This window comes from Aeromicrobium changchenzhani (assembly GCF_057586615.1).
Map to the genome: position 1 here is coordinate 1,819,744 of NZ_CM172480.1, position 15,715 is coordinate 1,835,458.

The 15,715-nt window shown below is 62.4% G+C and carries 19 protein-coding genes; 9 read left to right on the plus strand and 10 right to left on the minus strand.

Going from position 1 to position 15,715, the window contains the following annotated elements:
* The first annotated feature begins 13 nt into the window (after nucleotides 1–13).
* Entirely contained in the window at nucleotides 14–256 is a 243-nt protein-coding gene (locus AC2YB9_RS09195; RefSeq protein ID WP_487265046.1) for a hypothetical protein, read from the plus strand.
* Between the two features lie 55 nt (nucleotides 257–311).
* Entirely contained in the window at nucleotides 312–1,217 is a 906-nt protein-coding gene (locus AC2YB9_RS09200; RefSeq protein ID WP_487265047.1) for a PD-(D/E)XK nuclease family protein, read from the plus strand.
* Here AC2YB9_RS09200 and AC2YB9_RS09205 read toward each other — a convergent pair.
* The 3 genes from AC2YB9_RS09205 to AC2YB9_RS09215 form a co-directional block, all read right to left on the minus strand.
* Entirely contained in the window at nucleotides 1,190–1,570 is a 381-nt protein-coding gene (locus AC2YB9_RS09205) for a hypothetical protein (protein ID WP_487265048.1), read from the minus strand. The two genes, AC2YB9_RS09200 and AC2YB9_RS09205, sit on opposite strands and share 28 nt — an antisense overlap.
* 96 nt (nucleotides 1,571–1,666) lie before the next feature.
* A complete protein-coding gene (locus tag AC2YB9_RS09210; protein WP_487265049.1) occupies nucleotides 1,667–2,248 on the minus strand; it encodes a hypothetical protein in 582 nt (193 codons plus the stop codon).
* 82 nt (nucleotides 2,249–2,330) lie between these two features.
* Entirely contained in the window at nucleotides 2,331–2,606 is a 276-nt protein-coding gene (locus AC2YB9_RS09215) for a hypothetical protein (protein WP_487265050.1), read from the minus strand.
* Nucleotides 2,607–2,767: 161 nt separating this feature from the next.
* On the opposite strand from AC2YB9_RS09215, the gene AC2YB9_RS09220 reads away from it, so the two are divergent.
* Nucleotides 2,768–3,088, plus strand: coding sequence for a PD-(D/E)XK nuclease family protein (locus AC2YB9_RS09220; protein ID WP_487265051.1), 321 nt, complete (start codon nucleotides 2,768–2,770; stop codon nucleotides 3,086–3,088).
* A gap of 62 nt (nucleotides 3,089–3,150) precedes the next feature.
* Here the strand turns inward: AC2YB9_RS09220 and AC2YB9_RS09225 are convergent, their stop codons facing one another.
* A complete protein-coding gene (locus AC2YB9_RS09225; RefSeq protein WP_487265052.1) occupies nucleotides 3,151–3,282 on the minus strand; it encodes an N-acetyltransferase in 132 nt (43 codons plus the stop codon).
* On the opposite strand from AC2YB9_RS09225, the gene AC2YB9_RS09230 reads away from it, so the two are divergent.
* Genes AC2YB9_RS09230 through AC2YB9_RS09240 form a run of 3 tightly spaced genes read left to right on the plus strand, consistent with a single transcriptional unit; the run spans nucleotide 3,217 to nucleotide 4,556 of the window.
* Complete coding sequence (locus AC2YB9_RS09230; protein WP_487268661.1) at nucleotides 3,217–3,558, plus strand: hypothetical protein; 342 nt, start codon at nucleotides 3,217–3,219, stop codon at nucleotides 3,556–3,558. The genes AC2YB9_RS09225 and AC2YB9_RS09230 overlap by 66 nt on opposite strands.
* On the plus strand, nucleotides 3,555–3,719 hold the full coding sequence (locus AC2YB9_RS09235; RefSeq protein WP_487265053.1) for a hypothetical protein: 165 nt from the start codon (nucleotides 3,555–3,557) through the stop codon (nucleotides 3,717–3,719). Before AC2YB9_RS09230 ends, AC2YB9_RS09235 begins: the two co-directional genes overlap by 4 nt.
* Before the next feature lie 30 nt (nucleotides 3,720–3,749).
* Nucleotides 3,750–4,556 (plus strand): competence protein CoiA family protein, encoded by an 807-nt coding sequence (locus AC2YB9_RS09240; protein ID WP_487265054.1) that lies wholly within the window; start codon nucleotides 3,750–3,752, stop codon nucleotides 4,554–4,556.
* Nucleotides 4,557–5,104: 548 nt separating this feature from the next.
* On the opposite strand, the gene AC2YB9_RS09245 is transcribed toward AC2YB9_RS09240, so the two are convergent.
* The 4 genes from AC2YB9_RS09245 to AC2YB9_RS09260 all read right to left on the minus strand — a co-directional run bounded on the left by AC2YB9_RS09245 (nucleotide 5,105) and on the right by AC2YB9_RS09260 (nucleotide 10,229).
* Nucleotides 5,105–6,163, minus strand: coding sequence for a lysylphosphatidylglycerol synthase transmembrane domain-containing protein (locus AC2YB9_RS09245; protein WP_487265055.1), 1,059 nt, complete (start codon nucleotides 6,161–6,163; stop codon nucleotides 5,105–5,107).
* Nucleotides 6,160–8,838: a magnesium-translocating P-type ATPase gene (gene mgtA / locus AC2YB9_RS09250; RefSeq protein WP_487265056.1), complete on the minus strand. Its 2,679-nt coding sequence runs from the start codon at nucleotides 8,836–8,838 to the stop codon at nucleotides 6,160–6,162. The genes AC2YB9_RS09245 and mgtA overlap by 4 nt, the downstream gene beginning before the upstream one ends.
* Nucleotides 8,839–8,874: 36 nt before the next feature.
* Complete coding sequence (locus AC2YB9_RS09255) at nucleotides 8,875–9,810, minus strand: universal stress protein (RefSeq protein WP_487265057.1); 936 nt, start codon at nucleotides 9,808–9,810, stop codon at nucleotides 8,875–8,877.
* A 116-nt stretch (nucleotides 9,811–9,926) separates the two neighbouring features.
* Nucleotides 9,927–10,229 carry a hypothetical protein gene (locus AC2YB9_RS09260; protein ID WP_487265058.1) on the minus strand — a complete coding sequence of 101 codons (303 nt, stop codon included), beginning with the start codon at nucleotides 10,227–10,229 and terminating at the stop codon, nucleotides 9,927–9,929.
* Nucleotides 10,230–10,587: 358 nt separating this feature from the next.
* Between AC2YB9_RS09260 and AC2YB9_RS09265 the strand changes: the two genes are divergently transcribed.
* On the plus strand, nucleotides 10,588–10,929 hold the full coding sequence (locus tag AC2YB9_RS09265) for a hypothetical protein (protein WP_487265059.1): 342 nt from the start codon (nucleotides 10,588–10,590) through the stop codon (nucleotides 10,927–10,929).
* Between the two features lie 56 nt (nucleotides 10,930–10,985).
* Here AC2YB9_RS09265 and AC2YB9_RS09270 read toward each other — a convergent pair whose 3' ends face one another.
* Together AC2YB9_RS09270 and AC2YB9_RS09275 are read right to left on the minus strand one after the other, a co-directional pair.
* Complete coding sequence (locus AC2YB9_RS09270; protein WP_487265060.1) at nucleotides 10,986–11,954, minus strand: alpha/beta hydrolase; 969 nt, start codon at nucleotides 11,952–11,954, stop codon at nucleotides 10,986–10,988.
* A 5-nt stretch (nucleotides 11,955–11,959) separates the two neighbouring features.
* Nucleotides 11,960–12,349: a hypothetical protein gene (locus tag AC2YB9_RS09275; RefSeq protein WP_487265061.1), complete on the minus strand. Its 390-nt coding sequence runs from the start codon at nucleotides 12,347–12,349 to the stop codon at nucleotides 11,960–11,962.
* Between the two features lie 71 nt (nucleotides 12,350–12,420).
* Here AC2YB9_RS09275 and AC2YB9_RS09280 point away from each other — a divergent pair, with 71 nt between their 5' ends.
* Both AC2YB9_RS09280 and AC2YB9_RS09285 read left to right on the plus strand, forming a co-directional pair.
* Entirely contained in the window at nucleotides 12,421–13,044 is a 624-nt protein-coding gene (locus AC2YB9_RS09280; RefSeq protein ID WP_487265062.1) for a TetR/AcrR family transcriptional regulator, read from the plus strand.
* Nucleotides 13,045–13,268: 224 nt separating this feature from the next.
* Nucleotides 13,269–15,425 carry an MMPL family transporter gene (locus AC2YB9_RS09285; RefSeq protein ID WP_487265063.1) on the plus strand — a complete coding sequence of 719 codons (2,157 nt, stop codon included), beginning with the start codon at nucleotides 13,269–13,271 and terminating at the stop codon, nucleotides 15,423–15,425.
* The last annotated feature ends 290 nt before the right edge of the window (nucleotides 15,426–15,715 follow it).

Sequence of the window (15,715 nt, forward strand, 5' to 3'; positions counted from 1 at the left end):
GAGGAGCGCAGAGATGGCATGGATTCAAAAACGCCGGCGAGCTGACGGAGGAGTCTCCGTCCGGGTTGAGTGGCGCTTGGGCGGTGGTCGCGGAGCATCGCGACACGAGGAAACCTTCAGCGCTGGCAGCGACGCGCAGAACCAGGCTCGGGCCGAGGGATTCAAGGCGATGGTCGAGGCTGCTGGAAACTACTGGCCCGACGGCTGGGTCAAGGGCGAAGGCTTCGTCCGGCCCACGCCGGGACGGGATCGGTGAGCTGAGGCTGTTGACCAGCACGCCACAGATCGGCCGGTTCCTGCGGAGACTGTAGGTGTGGGGCCCGCTCTACACGACCGCTGACGGCGTGCGGGAGATCAGAAGGTTTCGACTCGGCTCGGCGCGCACGCAGGCCGAGCCCGATGACGTCCTCTGGGCTCATACCGCCGCCCGCGTCGCAGGCACCGCACCGAAAGGCTTCCGGCCCACGCGGGTCAGGGTCGTCGAGATCGGGGCCGCCGACGGCAGCATCCGCGTGCTGTACGACGACACGCCGGCCGCGGCCGTTGCCGATTGCGACCGCCAGGCGAAGAGCGTGTCGGCCGACCTCGGCAACTTCGACGTGCCGATGCCGGGCCATGAGTGCTCCGACTGCAAGGTCGACGGGGTGTGCGGTGCGTTGATCCCCGTCAGGGACGTCCTGGGCCAATCGGGCAAGGGCTATGCGACTCGCTCGATCTCGCCGTCAGGAGTCGATCGTTATCGCCAGTGTCCGGCCCAATGGTTGCTCGGCACCGACATGCACCTGCCGCGTGAGAGGGAGGGCAGCGACTCCCAGACGCGCGGCCTGCTCGTCCATGAGTGGCTCGAGCACGCGCACGCCCGCCGGGTCGGTTGCACCGTCGACGACCTGCCGGAGCCCGGGTCGGGAGTCGACATCGCGGCGGGTCTCATGAGCGTGTCGGAGTATGCGATCGCCCATCCCTACCTCCGGCACCACGTCGAGACCTGCCCTCTGAGCGCCGAAGAGGTCGAGGTCGTCGAGGTCGAGTCGAATGTCTACGGCTTCGACGCGGCGGCCGACGTCGTCGCGGTGACGAAGCCCGACCTGGTGCTGCGCATCGGCGACCGGCTCGTCGTCCGGGAGTTCACGACGGTCTACGCGATGCCTTCGGAGGGGAGGCGTTCGGCAAGTACTTCCAGATCCCGTTCCTACTCTCGATGCTCAGCTCCGGCGTGACGCAGGCCTATGGGCCGCAGGACGCGACCGTCGAGCTCAAGCTGCTGACGCCCGAGGGTGGTGCCGTGTATGCGTAGGACACCGACGATCCAGACTTCGCGGCGGCCGCACGCGACGACGTCCGGGCGGTCACCGACGGCTGGCACATCGACTCGACCTGGAAGACCAATCCCGGTACGCACTGCGCCTCCTGCGCAGTCCGCCGCTGGTGCCCCGACCGCGACGCCCATACCGATGTCGCCAAGCCCGAAGAACCCGAGGCAGAGTCGGCCACCGTGGACGACGACCCGCCGCCCTTCTAGAGACCGCGCGTCATGTCGCTGATCTGCTGAGAACGGGGAGCGCGCGACCACGTTCGTCGCACGCTCCCCGTATCCCTAGCTAGGTCAGCGGTCTACTCGGACTACGCCATCGCACTCGCCGTGACGCCGTCCCTCACGAGTGGACGCTCAGATGTACTTCCAGATGATTCCACCCGCACAACTCACGGCCCCGAAGACACCCAACCTGCGGACCACGAACTTGGCCGCGTTCGCCGGAGTTGCCAGCTTTTGCACCAGTGCCTCAAAGGTCAGGGCACCAGAGCCGCCGAAACCAAGGCACGCGCCGATGATCTCCTTCACTTCGTCGGGGATCGCCCCTCTCGCTGCCGCGGGCGGGGCGCTAGCGGAGCCAACCATTGCATTGATTGACTCAACCGTTGAGCTGCCCGTTGACAACTCCGTGACGGTCTTTCCCGACCCGTCAAGTGCGAGGACTCTTCCATCGTCGAAGTACTTCAGTTGCGTGGCAGACTGCCCCACGGGCTTCTTGCCGACCTCCTTGAGGGCGGAGTTGATTTCAGTGCGCTGTTGATCCGTCAGCGCCTCGGTATCGGGCAGGGCGCCGCTCGAGGCAGCTTGAGCAGGTGGGGCGCCCTCCGCGCCTACCGCCTGCGACGGGATCCCGGAGAGCACGGTCGTCGCTGCAGCAACCGCGACGACGTTGAATCCGAGCTTCTTCATCAGTTGCGGAATCGGAAGTGTAAACATGTAGCCCCCTTGGACTTAGACCTTGGCGGTCAAGTCACGATTTGTTTGGCTCTTCCTTCTTTGGTGAATGAGAAAACGTGCGTCAGTTCTTGCGGATCATCGCCCTCTCTGTCACATAGGTACCTGCAATGCCGATCGTGACCGCGAACCACAGTGGTACGAAGCCACCGAATCCATCGTCGTTCGGGATTCGCGCGCTCAACAGAAGGTAAGCGGCGATCGCAAGAGCGATCCACGTGGAGACGACCCGCCAAGCGGTACCTGGCGGACGCCCTTGCCATTTCGGCACCGCGTCGCCGTTGTCCGGTTCGCCGTCAAGTCCCAGGAAATCAAGGACTTTGTGAGTTGCTGCTCTCATCTTCTCTTCCCCTTGTGTCGGAACGGTGTCATTCATGTGTAACAGACACACAGTCTGTCGACGAGAGGGCCTGTTCCTGCCAGCTTCGCGTCCTGGGTCTACGCGATGCCTTCGGAGGGGAGGCGTTCGGCAAGTACTTCCAGATCCCGTTCCTACTCTCGATGCTCAGCTCCGGCGTGACGCAGGCCTATGGGCCGCAGGACGCGACCGTCGAGCTCAAGCTGCTGACGCCCGAGGGTGGTGCCGTGTATGCGTGGGACACCGACGATCCAGACTTCGCGGCGGCCGCACGCGACGACGTCCGGGCGGTCACCGACGGCTGGCACATCGACTCGACCTGGAAGACCAATCCCGGTACGCACTGCGCCTCCTGCGCAGTCCGCCGCTGGTGCCCCGACCGCGACGCCCATACCGATGTCGCCAAGCCCGAAGAACCCGAGGCAGAGTCGGCCACCGTGGACGACGACCCGCCGCCCTTCTAGAGACCGCGCGTCATGTCGCTGATCTGCTGAGCGGCCGACGACTGCATCGTGCCGTAGGTCGACTAGCCGAGTTTCTCGTAGAAGCCGACCGCCGGAGCACCCTGAAATGTCGCGAGCCACGCGACGTCGTGCCCGTCACACAGGCCTTCGAGCAGCCGCTGACCGAGACCCGTACCGCGGGATGCCGGACTCACCGTAACCTCGACGACCTCGAAGTCGGCCTGGGCGAGCAGCTCTTCACAGCGTTCGAAGCCAAGGCCGACCGGCAGCGCCTCGTAGAAGCGGTTGCCCTGCCAGTCACCCGAGGACGGCCAGCCGTAGCCAACTCTGTCGACGGTGCCGGGGGACAGGGATCCTTCGAAGGCTACGAAGCCCGGATGATCCAGTTGCCAGCCGATGTGGTCGCGATACTCCGCGACAGAGCGCCGGGGCTCGCTCCACGGGGGTGCCGCGAAGCACGTGTTGAGTGAACGCGACTGAGCGCGCCTACCGAGGTGAGATCGTGGCGAAAGACGTGACGACCGGCGAGGTGCTGCTTACGACAGACCGCAACCGCACGTGGTGGGCCGAGCATGGCCGCGACGGGTCGCGTTCGTTCGCCTGCGTTGACTGCCTCGAGACGGGGGACTAGGAGCCGTGGCTCCACTACGCCGGGGGAGACGTGCAGCGTCCACACTTCCGCCATTTCCGGCGGTTGGACGACGGCTCGGAACCAGCAGACGGGGCTGAGACCGTTTGGCACCTTGAGGCCAAGAGGACGCTGTCCGACTGGGCGCGTTCAGTGACCACCGTCTCTGTGCAGGAAGCGGTCGTCGAGGCTGGCATGAACGGTCGTCGAGCCGACGTACTCGTGGCCGAAGAGGGCTGGCAGACCGCGTTAGAGGCGCAGCACTCGGTCCTCGGCACGCTGGACTGGACGGCTCGGCACATCGACTACGAGGCGGCAGGTATCGCAGACGTCTGGTTCTACGCACCGGCGAATGAGCCGTCCCCAGGCGAAGTTCGGATGTCAGCAAGCGACTGCGCGCTGCTGAACCTCGCGGAGCGGCAAGTCGGACTACTTGCTGTCGAGGGTGCGTCGCCGCTCCACGATTGGTGGAAGGATGACGGAGATCTGACGCGCTACGTGAACCACCTCGCCGAACCGGAAGAACGTTGGACTCCGGCGGCCTTCGTCTCGCTGGACGAGTGCTACCTAGACGCGTCGGGTCACCTCGTCGTGCCGTCAACGCGCCTGAGGTTGGGGGACACGTCGGCTCTTGGGACTGAGCGGACTCGTTATCGCGAACGGGATCGGAGGTCGCAGGAGCGACGACGCGCGGCTCTAGTCAAGGCTGCGGAAACTCTGCGGTCTCGCGTCCGCGTGTCGCGTGTCAGTACCCGCTCGACCAAACCCGTCTGCATCGTCTGTGGACTCCCAATCAGCCCCGATGTCTACCCAGAATGGGACCGACACATCCTGTGCTGATCGAATCACAGTGCGTCAGGCTGGTACTGACGCTCGGACAGATATACAAGATCCTGACGGGGTGGCGGCCGCGCATCGAGATGTGCCGCCTATTTGAGGACCAGCGACGATGTTGGCTAGCCCATCCCGTCATGGAGGGGTCGATTTTCACCGACAGCACGGGGTTTTTTAATGGGGGAGATCGCCCGAGTCCCCCCTCGGACACGCAGCAAAAGTGGCCCTGAACTGCGGAAACGTAATCGGGGCCACTTTGCATTTGCGACCAGGGGAGCACATGCCGGTCGCGATGGCTCTCCACGTCAACGCCGTGACACTCAAATCCCGAGATTTACACCACTTGACGGGACGTCACCGTAGAAATGCCGGGCGGGGGCCTTTTGCATGCTCTGAGTGGTCGATGCCGCTTGATGGGACGCCGGTCCCGGCGACAGCGAAGAACGCGAGATTCCGGTCCCGTGTTGCCTGCCGCCGTGACTTGTCGGCGCTGCCTGTCGCTGATAGCCCGCGGTCGTGGTGTTTCTGGCCTGCACGTCAACTCAACCACGGATTCACGCGGCGTCATGCTTATCTGCGCTGCTGCCATCGGTGCGTTCAGAAGTTCGATCGTTGCTCGAGGGAAAATGGCTATTGAGTCGCAGACTCAGGTAGGCGATGCCCGCGATTGGTATCGGTAGCCAGAACTCGAGGGCGCGCCAGGTGAGTACGCCGAGGACCACCGGACCACCGGCGGCGCCGAGTGCGGTCAAAGAAGGAATCAGGATGCCTTCGATGATCCCCAGCCCGCCCGGCGTCAAAGGAAGCAGCCCGACGAGGTTCGCTGCGCCATAGGCCACAACGACCGCTCCCGGATTCACGGTGACGCCGTACGCATGCAGGCAGAACCACAGGCTGGCGGCATCAAAAAGCCAGTTACCCATGGCCCAGATGAACAGCGCACGACGCCGATCGCGATACCGCATCAGATCCAGTCCACGGTAAGCGATGGAACGGGCCGACATGACGGTGTTCGCTGACCAGCGGGCGAGACGACTAGAGCGCACCGTGACCGGCGGGAATCTCGGGAACGACGTCCGAGGTTGTATTCCGATGCGGATGCCGACGTAGGCGGCCGCCAAGAGGGTCAGTCCGCCGATTCCGGCAAGTAGGTAGATCGGGTGGGTCCAAATGCTTGGAGATGCCAAGACGACGCCCGCGGTGAAGGTCGCGATGAGCCCCATCACACTGATCGCGGTTTCAACGGCGGCAGTTGACAAAGCGTCGGCCGCTGGCAACCCACGGCTAGTCATGAGCCGGTATCGAAGGGCCGAGGCGCTCGCGCCACCGCCGGGGAAAAGGTGGCTTGCACCCAAACCGGTCAGGTCGATCTGAAATTGTGTCCTGAAGGACACCCGCCCATCAGTGGGCAGAACCGTCCTGGTGAGAGCCGTATAGCACAACAACGATGCGGTTTCGAGAAGGAAGGCGATTATCACTAGCCAGAGCGAAGCGTCCGCGAAAAGAGTCAGTTCGCTGCGTGCCTTGACCAATTGTGGCACAGCAAGATACTCGATCAGTGCCACCGCGACAATCAATGCACCGACCTTACGGATCCATTCCCAAGGCCTCATCGATCTGGTGGCGCGACGGGTTGACCCATCGAGGTGTCATCGGCTGATGTCGTGATGAAGCGTCGGGCACGCCGTTGCCACGTCCGGTCCGGGCGACCACGGGGGGAACGCGTCGGGTGCTGCGAGGTGCGGTAAAACCAGTGCTTACCGAATTCGATGAGAACCAGATAGCCGCAGACCATACCGATGAGTGCGAGGAAGAATGGTCCCGGAAGAGGTGCGAAGCCCAGCGTCCGTGCAAAGGGGGTCGCCGGAAGTGCGGCGCCGATCGCGACTACGGCGAGAGCGGCAAGTGTGATCTCGAGACTCGGCCGACTACGGAAGAAGGGAACCCGGCGGGTTCGGATCGCGAAAATGACCAGTGCCTGGGTCGCTAGAGACTCGACGAACCATCCGGAACGAAACTCGGAGGTTCCTGCGTGAAAGACCCAGAGCATGACCCCGAAGGTGATGAAGTCGAACAGCGAACTGAGCGGCCCGAAGACCAGCATGAACCGCCGGATGAAAGCCAAGTCCCAGTGCGTGGGTCTTCGCAACTGCTCCTCATCGACGTTATCAGTCGGGATCGCAAGTTGGCTGGTGTCGTATAGCAGATTGTTGAGCAGGATCTGCGAAGGCAGCATGGGCAGAAATGGCAGGAAGACCGATGCGCTTGCAGCGGAGAACATATTGCCAAAGTTGCTCGACGTGCCCATCAACACGTACTTGATCGTGTTGGCGAAGATCCGCCGTCCTTCAGCAACTCCGTCAGCGAGTACCTCGAGATCCTTCTCGAGAAGAATCACATCGGCAGCATCCTTCGCGACATCCGATCCAGAATCGACCGAGATCCCGACATCCGCGGCGTGCAGAGCGAGAGCATCGTTGACGCCATCACCCAAGAACGCCACACCGCCCTGACCGCCAAGTTGGGAACGAACAATACGGGCCTTGTGCGCTGGCGACACTCGCGCAAATACAGTCGTAGCGGCCACTACTGATCGCAGATCTGCGTCAGAAACTGTGTCAAGATCCGGACCGGTCAGAACGTGCTCGCCGCGCAGCCCCAGATCTCGACAGACCTTGCTGGCGACGGCTGCGTTGTCACCGGTCACCACCTTGACAGTTATCCCCAGACTGCCTAAGCGGGCGATGGCAGCGGCCGCGTCCTGCTTGGGCGGGTCGAGAAACACCAAGAAGCCCATAAGCTGTAGGCCAGCCTCATCGGCGGCTGACACGGTCATGGCAGAGGTCGGTCGAGTTGCAACAGTAACGACACGATTGCCGGCGGCGAACTCGGCATCGAGCGCTTTCTGCGCGCCGCTGGGTATATCGCGGCAGCGATCCAGGACCGTCTCCGGAGCGCCTTTGGTGACTAACGTCGATCTGCCTGCGCTGTCTCGCACGATCACCGAGACCATCCGACGGTCGTGATCGAACGGCAAAATGGCGGTTCGTATGTATTCAGCTAACCGGTCACGCAACGGTGCAGCAGCAGGGGAGTTTGCCAGGGCGAGGTCGAGAGCATTCCCCGTGGCGGCCGTCCTAGTCGCGTTCGCTGTTGTGGGCGCCTCCTCTGCGCATAGCATCCCCCAGCAGATGACGTCGCCGATCTGTGCTGATCCGACCGGCACAGCTCGTGCGTACGTGATGCGGCCTTCGGTGAGAGTTCCGGTTTTGTCAGTGAACAAGGTCTCGATGTCGCCCATGTCTTCAATGCACACCAGACGCTTCACCAGAACCTTGCGACGCAGCATCCGGTGTGATCCAGCAGCCAGACTTGTGGAGACGACGGCAGGCAAGAGTTGAGGGGTAATGCCGACAGCGATGGCCAGTGAGAAAAGGAGGGAGTCGAGCAACGGTCGCTGCAGAATCAGATTCGCGACAAAGATGAGCGATGTCAGCGTCCCTGCGATGTAGACCAACATCATCGAGAAACGACGGAGCCCCGTCTGGAAAGTCGTATCGAGCCGGCGAGTGTTCAACCCGGCCGCGATACTGCCGAACTCGGCATGGGTTCCGGTAGCGACTACGACACCGCGTCCGCTGCCGGCATGGACAATCGTCCCCATCAGCGCGCAGCTGGAGAGCTCTGCTAACGGCGTGCCGCTGGGAACTGCCTGAGTGTCCTTGGACACGGGTTGGGACTCCCCGGTCATCAAGGCTTCATCGCATTCAAGCCCGCTGACCTCGAGTAGTCGCACGTCAGCCGGGACAACTTCGCCAAGTTGCAGGTGGACCAGGTCTCCCGGCACGAGGTCGGTCACGTCGACGGAGATCAGTTGCCCATCGCGGATCACCAAGGCTTGATGGGTGATTTGGCCGTGTAGCGCATCAGCGGCCTTCTCTGCCCGATACTCGTTGATGAAACCTAGGCCGACTGACATCGTGACGATGAGACCAATGATCACGGCATCGCTGCGCTCCCCGAACCCATAGGACGCGACCGCAGCTATCAGAAGAAGGCCGAGTAAGGGGGAACGGAGTTGGTGCCAGAGAACCGCGGCGGCATGAGTCTGGTGAGATGCAACAGCATTTCGTCCGACGCGTGCGCGGCGCTGTGAGACCTCCGCGGACGAAAGCCCGCTCTCCGCATTGACACAGAGTCTCGTCAACACGCTCGCTGGCTCCATGTTGGCGGCCACACTCACTGTTTCTGGCCAGTCAGACGTCTGCTGGTCGAGTTTTATCGTCATTTCTCGAGCCGTGCTGTCTCAATCAAGTGGGTCGTGTCAGAACTTCGGTGAGAGTTGGTCCACGAGCAACGCGTCGTCGGCATCGGACTCGCTTTCAGACCGTTGAAGCGGCGTGATTTGCACGGGGCACTCCGCCTCGCCGATCAGTGTCCGCGCAACCGCGCCCAAGTGAAATCCGAGTGGAGCCCCGTGGCCGCGGCGACCCAAGACCAGCAGATCGATAGTTGTGCTGGCCTGCAGGAGAGCCTCAGCTGGATCTTGGTGGCGAACATCAATGTCGACGACAACCTCTGGATGAATCTCACGAAGGCCAGCGATGGCCGTTTCGACCTGAGCGGTTACGTCGCGCTGCCATATTTCGTCGTCCATATTGCCGACAATGGCGTCATATGGACTCCGCAACTTCCACGTATGAAGGATCGTGAGACGCGCCTCGCGCGAGGCCGCAGACTCGAAGCCATTGGCGAGTGCCGCGTATGAGTGCGCAGCGTCGTCCACGCCGACAACGATCCGCCGATGTTGGACATCAGGCGTCCAGTTTGCCGGCACCGACAGCACCGGGCAATGCGCCCGGGTTGCAACTTCTGCACAGATTGAAGCAGATATGAATGGTCGGATTTTGGTGTGACCGTGATGACCGAGAACAATGAGGCGAGCATCCTCACTGGCATCAAGCAGCGTGTGGACACGTGAACCGGTCCGGATTACGGTCTCGATATCGATTGCGCCGTCGGTGACTTCGAGCGCGACACTTCGCGCCGCGCTCACGATTTGCTGGGCAATCTCGTCGAATCTGGCACTACTGGAAGAAGCCAGGCTGGGTGCCATTGGTACAACGTCCGGCAGGCAATGCACCACACGGAGCCCGCATCCCATCTGCTGCGCTGCCGCAGCTGCGACCGTGACTGTCAGAATTGTCTGTTCGCTCTCGTCGACCCCCACCACCACGAGGCCCGTCAGTTCAGAGTTCATGATGCATCCCTTAAAGTCGAAGTCATAGGTCAACGCTGACCCAAACGCCGAGCCGAAAGTAGGGCCGAGCGTCATGTTTTCGGGGGACTTTATGCCCTGACGAGAACTGTGTGCGGCTACCGTCTGGCAACGGTCAGTCCTGCGATCCACCCTGGAGCGCGACCTTGAGGCGGAGGGTTGATCGCTTCGATATCGTGTCCGCTACGCGCGAGCAGCCACCAGATCAATGAATTCGAGTTCCACATCTCACCTGCCTCAAGCTCGTCGCGGCCCCAGGTCGCTCGGGGGACCTGGGGAACGAGGTCGATGACCAGGCGCGCAGACGCAGCATCGTGACTCATCCGGACTGGGCTGGCGACGGCCTCAGCCAGATCGGGGATTACGCCGTCACGCCAGCACCGAACCTCGTAGCGGAACATGCGGCTCCGGCCCATCCACACGGACCCGACCGGCCCCTCACCGAACCGCCCCGCCAAGTTTCGCGTCCGTCGGTGACGAGTACGTGCGCCAGATCGTCGACCTGTCGCCTGGGCAACGCAAGCGTTATCTGGCCCAGATACGGGTACTAGCCGGCATTGACGTCCGCAGGACGCGGATCTTTGACCGGACGATCAACGCGATCGCGGGTCAGGCAGTCCCAAGCAGAGTTGCGGTTCCTCACCGAGGAAGAGCTGCGCACCGCAGTCCGACTCGCTGGCGACCACGGCGACCTCCTCACCTTCACGGTCAAGTGCAGGCCTGCGCTTCAGCGATCTCACCGCGCTGTGGTGCGGCGACGTGGACCTCGTCCACGGAACCGTGCGGGTCAACAAAGCATGGAAGCGTGACGGGGAGGACGGCGAAACCCAAGTACCGGGCTGGCTCAAGAAGCAGTTGCGTTCCAAGCACACCATGCGCCAGCACCACCTCGGCAATACCAAGACACCGCGATCCCGCCGCACGATCAGCATCGCTCCGGCCGTCGTCGAGTTGCTGCGGTCCGTTTCCACGACTCGCGCCACACCCACGTGGCTTGGCTCGTTGCGGGCGGTGCCCCGTTGCCGCACATCCAGGCGCGTCTGGGCACGAATCGATCACCACGACGATCGACACCTATGGGCACCTGCTGCCTGTGCGTGATGAAACACGTCTAAATCCACAGCCTGTTAGTGGCAAGTGGCATGGCTACCGGACCGTTACAGCCGGGGAACGGCGCCCTTCCGTACGTTTGGCGCCACGGGAATAACCCCTGCCTCGAAAAGAAAGCGCAGCAGTTCGGGCGCGCCTTCGTGGATCGCTTCGAGGTCAGCGTGGTGCGCCTCGGGCAGCACGAGCAGTGTGCTCCGGTCTGGAAGTTGAGTATGGAGACGTTGGGCGTCACGGACGGGGACGGTGGGATCGAGGGCGCCGTGGACGAGGAGGATCGGTGCGGTGCATCGACTGATCGTGTGAAGCGGCGCGAACTCGCCGAACCGATACCCGATGATGTGTTCGACGTATCTCAAGGCGAGTCGGACCAGCGGGCTAGGAAGTCTTGTCTGGAGTCGTGCGGCCATGAATTCTCGTGGGGCTGCCATCGACGACAGCGAGACGACCCCAGCGATCGCGGGATCATCGGATGCCACGAAGAGCGCCGCGCCGGCCCCAACGGAGTGGCCGACCAACACGATGCCGTCCGATGCGATCTCAGGCTGGAGCCGCAGCCAGCGCAAAGCTGCACGGAGGTCTTCAGCGAAGGTAGGCATCGAAGCGACGCGAACATCGCCGCTACGTCCATGGCCACGGGCATCGATCAGAAGTACTCGAAGTCCCGCCTCTAGCAATGGCTCCGAAAGTGGCATCATGTCGTCGGCGCTGGCTCCCCAACCGTGGATGACCAATGCGACCGGGCCGGGTGGACCGAGTGCGCTGGCATCGAGGGGGCGGCGCAGCCAGCCGTGCAGGAGCGCGTCCGTGGTGGTGTCGATTTGCACGCTGATTGCATCGGCAGGCAGTTGCTTGGTGTCAAGAATTCTGCGCGGCGGCGAACCGTGGCGACGGGTCAGCCAACCTCGCAATACTTTGGCGCTCAGCCATAGAGCGCCCATGCCACCCGCGGCCCACATGCCGCGCGAGGTCGCCTTGGACCGCTGTGTATCGGCGGTTGCATTGGATGATATTTTCATGGCGATCAATTAGTCTCCATAGCCGCCAGTAGCAGCTTCTCATGGTGATCATGAGCGGCCAGGAATGCGTGTAAGACTCGGGTCAATGCCACCGCTTCGCACGCCGTGGTGGTGGCAGCTAACTCGTAAACGGCGGCCGTCATCGTTCGCGCCTCGGCTCGTATCACTTCGGCCACAAGCCGTCCTTCAGTGCAGTGCTGAGCTTCACGAAGCCATGGTTCGTCGGCCTCCAAATGCGGCAAAAGTTCGGTGCGACAAAATTCCACCAGACCGTCGCGGGCTTCAGGGAATCCCATCGGTTGGTCGCGGGATTCCCATACTCGCTGCCCCGCATTCATCAGAGCGAAACGGACACGGTCATGGTCTGCTGACTGGGTTGCAATGGTGCCTGACATGGCACCACTCTAACAACAGATGCCCATTAGGCAAGATTGCCTAATGGGCAATTACCTGTCATGATTGCCGCGTGAGTCAGACAAACCTAAGAGAAACCAAACGGCAGGCCACCGCGCTCGCGCTAGCGCAGTCCGCGTTCGAGCTGGCTCGCGAGCGAGGTGTTGACGGATTTACGATCGACGAAGTGACTGACCGGGCGGGCTACTCTCGACGGACCTTCGCTAATTACTACGCCGGCAAAGAAGAGGCCATCGTCGCAGTTGCCGTCGAACGGATCCGCCACGCTCTTGACACCACGCCTGACGAGAACCTGCCCTTGGTCGACTGGCTGCAGGCCGTGGCCCGGCAGCAATTGAGTGGCGGCCTGCTGATGATGCTCGGTGAACTTCGTGTGCTCGCCGAGAGCTACCCACCGTTGCGGCCGCATCTGCTGGAAGTCCAACGAGGTATTCGAGAGACCGCGCGGGATGCGATTTTGGCCCGCGTCGACAGACCGGGACGGCGGATCTACGCACATCTTCTTGCCGGCGCGGCCTACGGTGCGCTGACCTGCGTCCTCGACGGGCACATCCCGATCCGCCTGCCCGAAACAACGGCACAGACCACCACCGCCCCCGACGTTGATGAGGGGAGCGAGATGTCAATCGACGACTTCATCGACCTCACCTTCAGCCACCTACGCGAAGGCTTCTGAGCTAGGCCACCGCGGCCCAATCAACCTCCAGAACGCGACAACTATTCGGTCGTCGCGGTGAATCGTTCATCCCGAAAGGGGCTCTGTCGCCCATGTCCACCTTCCTACACAGGCTCGGAAGAATTGCCTATCGTCGCCCTTGGGCCTTCATCCTGACGTGGATAATCGTCCTCGGTAGTGTCCTTGGATTCGCCGTCAGCAGCGACGGGCATATCTCCTCGAGTATGACTATCGATGGAACCCCGAGCCAGCGAGTTCTGGACCAGTTGCGCGAAGAGCTTCCCAATGCCAGCGGTGGTCAGGGCACACTCGTGTTCACTGCCCCCAAAGGAGGCCGACTCGACACGGCCGAAAGTGCGGGTGCCATTGCCAAGGCTGCCATCAGGATTAGTGCGCTACCGGTCGTGGTGGATCAATCTTCTCGAGCAAAGCCCAGCGAACAGACCGAAGCCACGACCCGTACGGAACCTACGAAACCGGGCGCCGAGACCACGACAGCACCAGCGGGATCGTCCCCGCCATACCAGCCGCTCATCATCGACGGTGTTCCCGTCCCGGGTGTCCTTGTGTCGCCGGACGGTAGCGTCGCGATGCTCCAGTTGCAGTTCACCACTCAAGTCGACGCCCTACCTGACGGCACAACCAATCACGTCGTTGACCTCGCCGAGAAGGCTGTCGCCGACACAGGTATGACCGTCCTGCCTACGGACTCGCTCGACACGATGCACCCGCCGATCGGCGGCCACGAGGCGATCGGGCTGGGTATCGCGCTCATCATCCTATTCATCACCCTCGGCTCACTATGGGCCGCCGGTCTGCCGCTCCTGACCGCCTTAATCGGAGTCGGAATCGGTGTTGGCGGGGCCTTTGCGCTCTCCTCGTCGATCACCTTGACGACTGCAACCCCCGCGCTAGCTTTGATGGTTGGACTCGCGGTCGGGATCGACTACGCCCTATTTATCCTAAATCGGCAGCGACATCTGATCCTTACCGATGGCCTTAGTGCGGCAGACGCCACTGCGCGGGCTCTCGCCACGGCAGGCAGTGCCGTGGTGTTCGCCGGATCTACGGTTGTCATTGCGTTGGCCGGTATGACCGTCATCGGGATCGGATTCCTCACCACAATGGCACTCGTAGCAGCCACGACCGTGGCCCTGGCGGTACTGATCGCCCTGACCCTGCTGCCTGCACTGCTCGGACTCATCGGAGAACGGATCTGTTCGGCCAAAGCGCGTGAAAGAGATCAGGCTCCGACTCGCTCGAGCGGGAAGCGCCTTGCAAACCGGTGGGTTGAACTCCTCGTCCGACGCCCGTGGTTTGCGATCGCCGGCGTCGCCGTCATCCTTGGGCTGGCCGCGATACCGGCACCCGCCATGAATCTTGGTATGCCTTCTGGCGCGACCGACCCTCAGGACAGCACCTCGCGACAGAGCTACGACGCGATCAGCCGTGGATTCGGCGAGGGATTCAACGCCCCCCTCGTTGTCGTCGCCCACCCCAAAAACAGTGCCACCCTCGAACCCGCTGCTCTCAATGCGATCGCTGGCGAGCTTGAACGCAACGACAACATTGTTTCGGCGCGGCCGATGGGCACCGCTCCGGACCACACGATGGCCATGTTCAGCGTCATCCCGGCACAAGGCCCCCACGATGAACGCACCGCTCAACTAGTCGAAACGCTCCGAAACCCCAGCAACGCAATCAGCACAAAAACCCAAACGACCTTCGGGGTCACCGGGCTCACTGCGGTCAACATCGACATCACCGACCGCCTCAGCGAAGCGTTACCCAAATACCTCGGGATCATCGTTGGGCTCTCGCTACTCCTGCTGCTACTCGTGTTCCGTTCCATCGTCATACCGCTCAAAGCCACCATTGGCTTCCTACTCAGCATCGCCGCGACCTTTGGTGTGGCAACGGCCGTGTTTCAGTGGGGCTGGTTCATCGGCCTTGTCGGCCTGGACACCGGCGGGCCGCTGCTCAGCTTCCTGCCGATCATGGTGACCGGCATCCTCTACGGGCTCGCCATGGACTACCAGGTGTTCCTCGTCACCTCCATGCGTGAGGCGCACACGCAGGGCATGGCGCCACGACGGGCCATCGTGGCGGGCTTCGAACAAGCCAGCCGTGTCGTTGCCGCCGCTGCCATCATCATGGTCTCCGTGTTCGCTGCGTTCGTTTTCAGCGATGATCCGATGATTAAACAGTTCGGCTTCGCGCTCGCTGTCGGTGTTCTCATTGACGCATTCCTCGTCCGTCTGACGCTGATCCCCGCAGTGATGAGCCTGCTTGGACGCAGCGCATGGTGGCTCCCACGCTGGCTTGACCGGTTCTTGCCCACGATCGACATCGAAGGCCAAGAACACAGCGAAGAGGTGTAGCGATGCCGTCAGCTAGACGGCGGGCATGTTGGCCCTATGACGAACCTTGGGGATGGATACAACCCACGCGGCACGCGTACGGAGCGCTACTCCTTGAACAAGGCCACATGGAGGAAACCGTGGCTGGCGTCCGCATCGAAGCTTCGTGCTTCTATCGGCTGAGTGCTCAGAACAACCCTGAAGTAGATGACTCCCGTATGCTGCTCGGAATAGCGACCGTTCCTGATTAGTTGCGCGCGGTAATGGGCTTATCGGTCGTGGTGGCTCGAACCGTCGCTTGAGTAATTGAG

Excerpts from the sequence above, each read along its gene's own strand:
- AC2YB9_RS09195 (WP_487265046.1), top strand. The coding sequence starts at position 14 with ATGGCATGGATTCAAAAACGCCGGCGAGCTGACGGAGGAGTCTCCGTC.
- AC2YB9_RS09210 (WP_487265049.1), bottom strand. The coding sequence starts at position 2,248 with ATGTTTACACTTCCGATTCCGCAACTGATGAAGAAGCTCGGATTCAAC.
- AC2YB9_RS09215 (WP_487265050.1), bottom strand. The coding sequence starts at position 2,606 with ATGAGAGCAGCAACTCACAAAGTCCTTGATTTCCTGGGACTTGACGGC.
- AC2YB9_RS09220 (WP_487265051.1), top strand. The coding sequence starts at position 2,768 with ATGCTCAGCTCCGGCGTGACGCAGGCCTATGGGCCGCAGGACGCGACC.
- AC2YB9_RS09245 (WP_487265055.1), bottom strand. The coding sequence starts at position 6,163 with ATGAGGCCTTGGGAATGGATCCGTAAGGTCGGTGCATTGATTGTCGCG.
- mgtA (WP_487265056.1), bottom strand. The coding sequence starts at position 8,838 with ATGACGATAAAACTCGACCAGCAGACGTCTGACTGGCCAGAAACAGTG.
- AC2YB9_RS09255 (WP_487265057.1), bottom strand. The coding sequence starts at position 9,810 with ATGAACTCTGAACTGACGGGCCTCGTGGTGGTGGGGGTCGACGAGAGC.
- AC2YB9_RS09260 (WP_487265058.1), bottom strand. The coding sequence starts at position 10,229 with ATGTTCCGCTACGAGGTTCGGTGCTGGCGTGACGGCGTAATCCCCGAT.
- AC2YB9_RS09270 (WP_487265060.1), bottom strand. The coding sequence starts at position 11,954 with ATGAAAATATCATCCAATGCAACCGCCGATACACAGCGGTCCAAGGCG.
- AC2YB9_RS09275 (WP_487265061.1), bottom strand. The coding sequence starts at position 12,349 with ATGTCAGGCACCATTGCAACCCAGTCAGCAGACCATGACCGTGTCCGT.
- AC2YB9_RS09285 (WP_487265063.1), top strand. The coding sequence starts at position 13,269 with ATGACTATCGATGGAACCCCGAGCCAGCGAGTTCTGGACCAGTTGCGC.